This window comes from Escherichia sp. KCJ4928, assembly GCF_004352695.1.
GTDB lineage: Bacteria > Pseudomonadota > Gammaproteobacteria > Enterobacterales > Enterobacteriaceae > ECMA0423.
On record NZ_SJWV01000776.1, the window covers coordinates 1 to 255 of the forward strand.

Consider the following 255-nt stretch of genomic DNA (forward strand, 5'->3'; position numbering starts at 1 on the left):
CCGGAGCCAGACCGGGTATGGTGTGGAGATATTACGTATCTCTGGGCAGGAAATCGCTGGTGCTATCTGGCGGTTGTTATGGATCTTTTTGCCCGCAGGGTTATCGGCTGGAGTCTGTCAGCGCATGTCGATACCGCACTGATAAGCAGTGCCCTGCGGATGGCCTATGAGACGCGTGGCCAACCCCGGGATGTCGTGTTCCATAGCGACCAGGGAAGCCAGTATACAGGCCTTAAATATCAACAACTTCTCTGG

Annotated in this window: 1 protein-coding gene; it reads left to right on the top strand. The window is 54.9% G+C overall.

The window, feature by feature from the left end:
• A partial coding sequence (locus tag E0D98_RS26725) for a DDE-type integrase/transposase/recombinase (RefSeq protein WP_131891681.1) occupies nucleotides 1–255 on the top strand: 255 nt, incomplete at both ends.